The sequence below is a fragment of the Longimonas sp. genome (assembly GCF_046498435.1).
GTDB lineage: Bacteria > Bacteroidota > Rhodothermia > Rhodothermales > Salinibacteraceae > Longimonas.
This window is the reverse complement of the sequence record NZ_JAWOAR010000082.1, coordinates 1-7453: the sequence shown is the minus strand read 5'-3', so window position 1 is coordinate 7453 and position 7453 is coordinate 1. Positions and strand designations below refer to the sequence as shown.

Here is a 7453-nt window from a genome sequence, read left to right as displayed (position 1 = left end):
GACTCGGCGCTCCCGTTGGGTCGGTACTGGCAGGTGCATCAGGTTGCATCGATGCAGCGCGGCGTGTGCGTAAACGCCTGGGCGGGGGCATGCGCCAAGCGGGCATCTTGGCCGCCGCTGGGCGCTACGCACTGGCGCATCACCGCGACCAACTGACGACCGACCATGCCCACGCTCGCCGCCTGGCTCAGGCCATTGATGCGCTCCCTGCGTTCGAGATCGATGTGGAGACGGTCGAAACGAACATTGTGATTTTCGACACCCCCAAAGCATCCGCCGAAACGGTCACCGCACAACTGGCCGATGAGGGGATTGGACTCACGCCTTTTGGGCCACACACCCTGCGTGCCACCACCCACCGCGACGTGTCGTCTGCCGATATCGATACGACGATCGACACGCTGCGTACGCTCTACAGCTAATACCGAGCGACGCGATCTCCCGGAGCCAGACGGAAGAGTTATAGGGGATGCGACATGTTGGGCCTTGTGGGTAACACTCCTGTACTGCGATTGACAAGCATGTGCGCATAACGTATGTTTCCTTGCCATATGATCGCTGCGTCTTTTCTGCTTCTTATCGAACGATAGGTTCGAACGATTGGAGGCAAGTCGCGTAACTGGTTGCAGTATGGCGCTCTACCACTAAAGAGGAGCGTCTCTACCGTATCGATAGATCGGCATGCTGTACCGCCTGCGAGATCCAGCGGGTCGCCTTTATATGCTGACTGGGATACGGTGTCCCCTACAGTACAGGTAGTTCCATGCTCCCGGCGTCTCTTCGACTTAGTTTCGGGCTGGTTGTCCATGACGATGTTCATGGCATCGGTAGCACCTGGCGTATCAGCGTGCTTCCTGTCTTGCTGCTGGTCTTGCTGCTGGCGCCTCCGACTGTCATTGCAACTGCGCAACCCATTTCCCCCGACTCAGTGTCGCACGCGCACTGGACGCATCCGGAAGCAGGGATGCCGCTCGTGGAAACCTACACGCCCGAGGACTACAACGCCGACACGCAAAACTGGATGGCAATGCAAGGCGACAACGGCGTGCTCCACGTTGCTAACACCCGGGGCGTGCTCAGCTTCGATGGCGCCCGCTGGTCCCTCATTCCCGTATCTAACCGGTCGATTGTGCGCGGGCTGGCACAAGGGGCCGATGGACACATCTACGTGGGCGCGCAAGACGAACTGGGCTACCTTGCTCCGAGCGACTCCGGGCAGCACTACGTTTCCCTGCGCGATCAGATCGAAGAAGGCCCCGACGATCTGGGCAACATCTGGAGCGTGGAAGCAGCGGGCTCCTTTGTGTACTTCCACACCTACGAGGGCCTGTACCGCTGGTCGACCTCAGACAAGACCATGCATCACTGGACGCCCGCAGAGGCCGACGACTACTTTTTCCCGTTAGTCACTGTTCACGGCACCCCATACGTGGCTTCACAAACCGAGGGGGTGCATGCTGTTGCAGGCGACAGCTTACGCCCGGTCTTCTCGCTTCCCCCCACCGAAAGTGGCGATTCGCAGAGCATACGGGACCTTGCACCGTATGGCGATGACCAGATCCTCGTGGCCACATCAACGAACGCTCTCTACGTATATGACGATAATGCAGACGACGATAATGCCGTGCGTGCGCTTTCCCTCTCGTTTGCAGATCGCTTCGGAGATGCGCTGATGTACGACCTTAACCGCCTCTCGGATGGCACATACGCACTGGCTACCATTGGGGCAGGACTCTTTCTGTTTGATGCCAGCGGCACGCTTATTCGCCACTTTCCGTTTCCCAACCAGCCCGTGCTATCCACCTACGAAGATCACGAAGGCGGGGTGTGGGCCACGCTCGACAGCGGACTGCGACGCATCGACTGGAATACGCCGCTTAGTGTCTTTTCGGGCGAGTACGACGACGAAACCGTGACCGATGTGGTGCGCCACAACGACACCCTCACCGTGAGCACCAATCACGGCATGGGCACCATCGTACCGAGCGCGGAGCCAGGTACGCCTGCTCAACTCGAAAAACACGCTCCGTTCACGCAGATCTGGAACCTGCACCAAGACCGCGACACCCTGCTGGTTGGAGCCGCCAGCGACCTCTTTCGGTGGGAGCAAAGCGATCAGTATGAGGGCGTCGGCCTTCAGGAATCGCATGCCTTTCGCGTTACCGCTGCGCCCCATGCTCCCAACCAGCTGTACGTATCCACCTCGCGGGGCATTGAACGCTTCGAGCGCTCCGATTCTACCGCCTGGACCCGCACCGGAAACCTGCGCGATGACATCGGCAACTTCAGCCGCCCCGCCTGGGCCAACAATTCTACGCTCTGGGTGGGCACACGCTACGCAGGCGTCGTTCGTGTTCAGGTGGATGACGAGGGCCGTCCTGTCGGTACCCAGCATTTCACAACCACCGATGGCCTACCCGAGGGGCATGTGATGCCTTTTCGCTTTGGGGATGCGGTGCTGTTTTCCACGGAAGAAGGTGTGCATCGCTTCCATCCCGACACAGAACAATTCAACCGTACGCAAGACCCGCCCTACGTACCCGGTTCGCTGAATGAACCGCGTGTCCTAATGGCTGCCGACGGGGCTGGGCGCTGGTGGGGCAACACCGAAGTTGGGTTCGGGTGGTGGAGCCAGGACCGCTCCGACTGGACCTGGCAGATGCGCTCGCTACGCCGCGTGCCGCGCGTGGTGATACGTGACGCACTCGCCGAAGACGATGTGGCATAGCTGGCCACAGATGGCGGGTTGCTTCGCTACCAGCCCAACGCTGATACACTCTCGGCAGGCAAGGTGCTGATTCGCGACATGTCGGCAATTCCATCGGAGACGGCGCTTCACACCGCCGATTCCTCGTCCGAGCCCCCGCCTATTCGGTATGCCAACAACAGCGTACGCATCCGCTACGCGGCTCCCAGCTTTACGATGCCGCATACGACCGAGTATCGCGTGCGGCTTAGCGGGCTCAGCGAGACCTGGTCGCAATGGACGACGCAGGCCCAACGCGACTTTACCAACCTTGCACCGGGCAGCTATACCTTTGAGGTGCAGGCCCGCACCGCCCGCGGCACCGTCACCGACATATCCCCCTACACATTTACCATTCTGCCCCCATGGTACCGCACGTGGTGGGCCTATCTGCTGTACGTGCTTGGAGGTGGGGGCTTGCTTGTGGGAATCGTGCAGTGGCGCACCCACTCGCTGCGTCAACAGCAACGCCACCTGGAACAGTTGGTCGATGCGCGCACCTCCGAGATTCGCGATAAGAACGAGCAACTGGCCCGCCAAGCCCGCCGGCTTCAGTCGCTCGACCGCTCCAAATCGCAGTTTTTCGCTAACATCAGCCACGAACTGCGTACGCCGCTCACGCTTATCCTGGGTCCCGTGCAGCAGCTTTTAGCGCAGCATTCTGCCGACAACGAAACAACGCACCGTCTATCTGTCGTGAAGCGCAATGCGGAGCGCCTGCTGCATATGGTGAAGCAGCTGCTGGGGCTGGCCCGTCTGGAAGCCGGTACGCTTGCCATGAGTCCGACCCCCTGTGCGCTGGGCCAGCGTCTGGCGGCGCATGCTCGTACGTTTATAGATCTGGGTAGGCAGCACGATATTGCGGTACGCGTTGAACACAGCGCTCCCCCTGAGAATGCCCCCCCCGCCTACGCCGATCTTGAGTACATGCAGCAGGTGGTCTCGAATCTGATGAGCAACGCTATCAAGTTTACGCCCAAGGGCGGGCACGTGATGGTGCGTATTGACGAAACCGAAACCGAAACGCGCCTCCTGGTCTCCGATACCGGCATTGGCATTGCCGAGGCACACCACCAGACTATTTTCGAGCGCTTCCAGCAGGTCGACGGGTCTCCCACGCGGGCCCACGAAGGCGCCGGCATCGGGCTCGCCCTCACAAAAGACCTGGTGGAGGCGCATGGCGGACGCATTACGGTAGACAGTGCGCTGGAAGAAGGAGCCACTTTCACCGTCATCTTGCCACGGGGCCGCGAGGCCCTGCCCGAGCGCTACCGCCCCTCCTCTGAATCCGAAAACGCCGATACGGCCTTCAACACGGACCCGACTCCGGATGCCGCCCTCCCGTTTGTAGCGTCCTCCGGGGCGGTCTCGGGCGATACCGCAACGACGGGCGACGCCTCCATCCCAAGCAGCGACACCGCTCCCGCCAACAGCACGCATCGCACCCCCGGACCGCCCACGCCCTCGCGCGCACCGCTCCTGCTCATTGTTGATGACAATGCCGACATGCGCGCCTACGTACGATCTATCATGGAAGCAGAGTTCCGCATCCTTGAAGCTGAACACGGCCAGGCCGGGCTGGAGCAAGCAACCACGCATCTGCCCGACCTGATTCTGGCCGACGTCATGATGCCGGGCATGGATGGCATGGAGATGACCCGCCGCCTGCGCGATACCACCGAAACGGCAGCCATCCCCGTCATCATGGTTACCGCTCGCGCTGACGCCTCCAGCGAGCTTCAGGGGCTATCGGACGGCGCGTACGACTACATCACAAAGCCGTTCGACCCGGCGGTTTTGCAGATGCGCATCCACGGCATGATGCAATGGATGCAGCGCCTGCGCCGACGCATGCGCTCATCGTCTGCCCAAGACACCTCCGCTGCATCGGCCTCAACAGCCGCCCCACCGAAATCTAACGGCGAACCAGCGCCCGACGCTTCTATGTCTGCGTTTGAGCGCAAGGCCCGGGCAATCATCGAGGCCAACTTAACTGAGTCCGGCTTCGATGTAGACGACCTTGCAGAAGAAATGGCCGTTAGTCGTAGCACCATCTACCGGCGGGCTCGCTCCAACAATGCGCCCTCGCCGGCTGCACTGGTGCGCGAGGTGCGCATGAGCACCGCCCACGGTTTGCTCGAAGCAGGGGAGGGCACCGTCACCGAAGTAGCGTACGCGGTAGGATACGAAAGCCTGTCGTCATTCAGCGATCAGTTCCGGTCGCACTTTGGCTATCCGCCCAGCACGGTGTCGGCATCTACCTCAACATAGCACGGGCTGCGAATCCATTTGTCCTGCTACGCATTGGATTCCCTGGTTCGTTTTTCGCCCACCAACGCCTTGCTACATATGCCGCCTGAGCACGAGATGCCGGATTTTGTGCCGGAGTACAATAAGCCGGATGCGCCAGGCATCCATATGAACTTTGACAATACGGTGTCGCTCTATCATGTGGTGGATGCTACCGACGATTTCGAGACGGCTGCCCGTGACATCTTTGCGTTGCTGAAGCAGGCGCAAGACGAGTTTCCGGACTGGCCCCGTGTGCTGTATCTCGATATTCAGGGCCATCTCGATGATCAGGGCCGCTTCGAGCCCGACTTTGTAGAGCTGCAACAGGAGTTTCTGATTGCTGCATTGGGCAAGTTCTTTACCGCGCTGGCACTGCCCATTGTGGCCGTTGTCAACCCAGATCCCCAATCGAACGATATCCCCGACGAACTGAAGCTGCAAGCCCCGCAGGCCCCGCTTCCCGCCGACACCTCGTGGCCCAAAGCGGCAGAGTAGCGGGCTGGTTGCGGCGCGGCTTCGTCTCCCTATCGGGCTCGCCTGCCCTATCCACACGTCTTTGCCACTGTGGTTATGCGGGATGCAAGTGCATGCGGCCAGCAGCGTGTCGGCATCACGTCGTATCAATGATACGGATGAGCCGGTTGAAGAGCGCTGGATAGAGCCGTTTTAGGTAGACCGCGTAGGTTTCGACTCCGCCAATGTACACCTCGTCGCGCTCCTCATGCATCGCCCGAATGATGGCGGTGGCGCAATCGCCCGGATCTATGCCATTACGAATTGACGCCGACATAGCACCACAGGGCGATCCGTCTTCGGTTAAGGCGTTGTGGGATACGTTGGTACGTACATACCCCGGACAGATGAGCGTAACCGCCCCGAAAAAGTTCACCTCCATGATGCGCCGCACCACCGATAGCTGCGTTTCTTGCGCTGTACCACGTTGACTGATCCCGCCGTTGTTCATGAGCACATCAATGGTATCATGGGCGGCGGTGGCTTCGTCTACGGCGGTGTGAAGTGAGGCCGGGTCGGCCAGGTCGAGCGGGAGCACGCGGTGGCGCTCGGGGTGGGCGCACTGCTCACGCACCGCATCCAGCGCCTCGCGTCGGCGCGCCGAAAGCAGCAACCGCGCCCCGCGCTGACTCCACGCATGGGCCAGAGCTTTTCCGATGCCTGATGAGGCCCCCGTAATCCAAACGGTCGGCGATGATCTCATGGTTATCTGGAATCGATGTCGAAAAAAGGATGGGGGTCAGACGGCAAATGATACCATGCACACGGGATTTTTTCCACGGAGCGGAGCGATTCTGGGCGTGTGAGCTCGGCGCTGCAATCCTTCCACCTGGAGACCTCAGGGTGACTTGCGGATGCGGGAGGAGCCTATTCGGTAGCAGGGGCGTCCGACAGGTGACATGGTGAACGCCCCTAAGTTGAAGGCAGCAGACACCGGACCCATCTTGGGGGTCTTCAGCGGTCACTTACGATGTCTACCACCGCCCAAAAAGCACGATCTGTTTGCCTTCTCGCTATGAAACGCATGTAGTATATGAAAAGCGTGTGTGAGATGCGAACACATACAGCATGGACTAAGTTGAGATACGCGCTTCACAATATCTAAGGTCGCAGTGTGGCAGTATACGGAAAGTGCCGTGGCCAACCTGCGCAATCACCAACACCAACATCGATATGCCACAAGGAACAGTAAAATGGTTCAGCGTCGAAAAGGGATTTGGCTTCATTGCCCCCCACGACGGAACCAAAGATATATTCGTACATCACTCGAACATCGCCGATCAGGAGGCCCGGGGGCCCCTGCAAGACGAAGAAGAAGTCGAGTTTGATGTCGAAGAAACCCCCAAAGGGCTTAATGCCCTCAGCGTGGAGCGGCTCTAACGCACGCCCACGTCCCGTTTGCGTATGCGGCATCGACTCGGCATACGACTCGGCACTGTGTATTCATTCGAACGAGCGCCCTGCTTCCGATAAGCAGGGCGTTTTTTGTTGTCGCTAATCCTGAAGGGATCGGTGTTTTTTAGGAGGAGGAATAGATTACTTCGTGCGTACCACAGGCATGACCTTCGGCCCTCGCTTCGCTCGGCCCGGATCAGCTCCCGAGGCTGTCGGGATTGTCCGGGATCTTTTGCGGCCTTCCATGACAACCCTTCGCGTAAGCTACCCAACCATTTACCTGTGACACAGCACTAATGCCGTGTCACAGGTCATTCTGTGGGTTAAACCAAGATGGATACGCGTGCTGTGCCGTCCCCAAAAGTTCCTGCTAAACACCAAGGAGATGGTTCGACTGCGCTCACCATGACAGGCTTCGTGGGAGGGTGATTGCAAGGCAACCATCAAAATGAGGGTTGACAGAGCACTAAGTAAAGACAGGTATGAAGTGGGGGGGGGTTGAGCGTG

6 protein-coding genes are annotated in these 7453 nt (G+C 59.6%); 5 read left to right on the top strand and 1 reads right to left on the bottom strand.

Annotated elements, in window-relative coordinates:
* The 4 genes from R6U20_RS03600 to R6U20_RS03585 form a co-directional block, all read left to right on the top strand.
* On the top strand, positions 1 to 422 hold a 422-nt coding region (locus tag R6U20_RS03600), incomplete at its 5' end, for a beta-eliminating lyase-related protein (protein ID WP_410336503.1).
* Positions 423 to 847: 425 nt separating this feature from the next.
* Positions 848 to 2728: a hypothetical protein gene (locus tag R6U20_RS03595; RefSeq protein WP_410336502.1), complete on the top strand. Its 1881-nt coding sequence runs from the start codon at positions 848 to 850 to the stop codon at positions 2726 to 2728.
* Between the two features lie 18 nt (positions 2729 to 2746).
* Positions 2747 to 5017: an ATP-binding protein gene (locus tag R6U20_RS03590; RefSeq protein WP_410336501.1), complete on the top strand. Its 2271-nt coding sequence runs from the start codon at positions 2747 to 2749 to the stop codon at positions 5015 to 5017.
* 78 nt (positions 5018 to 5095) lie between these two features.
* A complete protein-coding gene (locus R6U20_RS03585) occupies positions 5096 to 5533 on the top strand; it encodes a hypothetical protein (protein ID WP_410336500.1) in 438 nt (145 codons plus the stop codon).
* Positions 5534 to 5648: 115 nt separating this feature from the next.
* Here R6U20_RS03585 and R6U20_RS03580 read toward each other — a convergent pair whose 3' ends face one another.
* Positions 5649 to 6254 (bottom strand): SDR family NAD(P)-dependent oxidoreductase, encoded by a 606-nt coding sequence (locus tag R6U20_RS03580; RefSeq protein WP_410336499.1) that lies wholly within the window; start codon positions 6252 to 6254, stop codon positions 5649 to 5651.
* A gap of 470 nt (positions 6255 to 6724) precedes the next feature.
* On the opposite strand from R6U20_RS03580, the gene R6U20_RS03575 reads away from it, so the two are divergent.
* Positions 6725 to 6931 (top strand): cold-shock protein, encoded by a 207-nt coding sequence (locus R6U20_RS03575; protein WP_410336498.1) that lies wholly within the window; start codon positions 6725 to 6727, stop codon positions 6929 to 6931.
* The last annotated feature ends 522 nt before the right edge of the window (positions 6932 to 7453 follow it).

Bases quoted from the DNA above. Each gene is read 5' to 3' on its own strand.
- R6U20_RS03585 (WP_410336500.1), top strand. From the start codon at position 5,096: ATGCCGCCTGAGCACGAGATGCCGGATTTTGTGCCGGAGTACAATAAG.
- R6U20_RS03580 (WP_410336499.1), bottom strand. From the start codon at position 6,254: ATGAGATCATCGCCGACCGTTTGGATTACGGGGGCCTCATCAGGCATC.
- R6U20_RS03575 (WP_410336498.1), top strand. From the start codon at position 6,725: ATGCCACAAGGAACAGTAAAATGGTTCAGCGTCGAAAAGGGATTTGGC.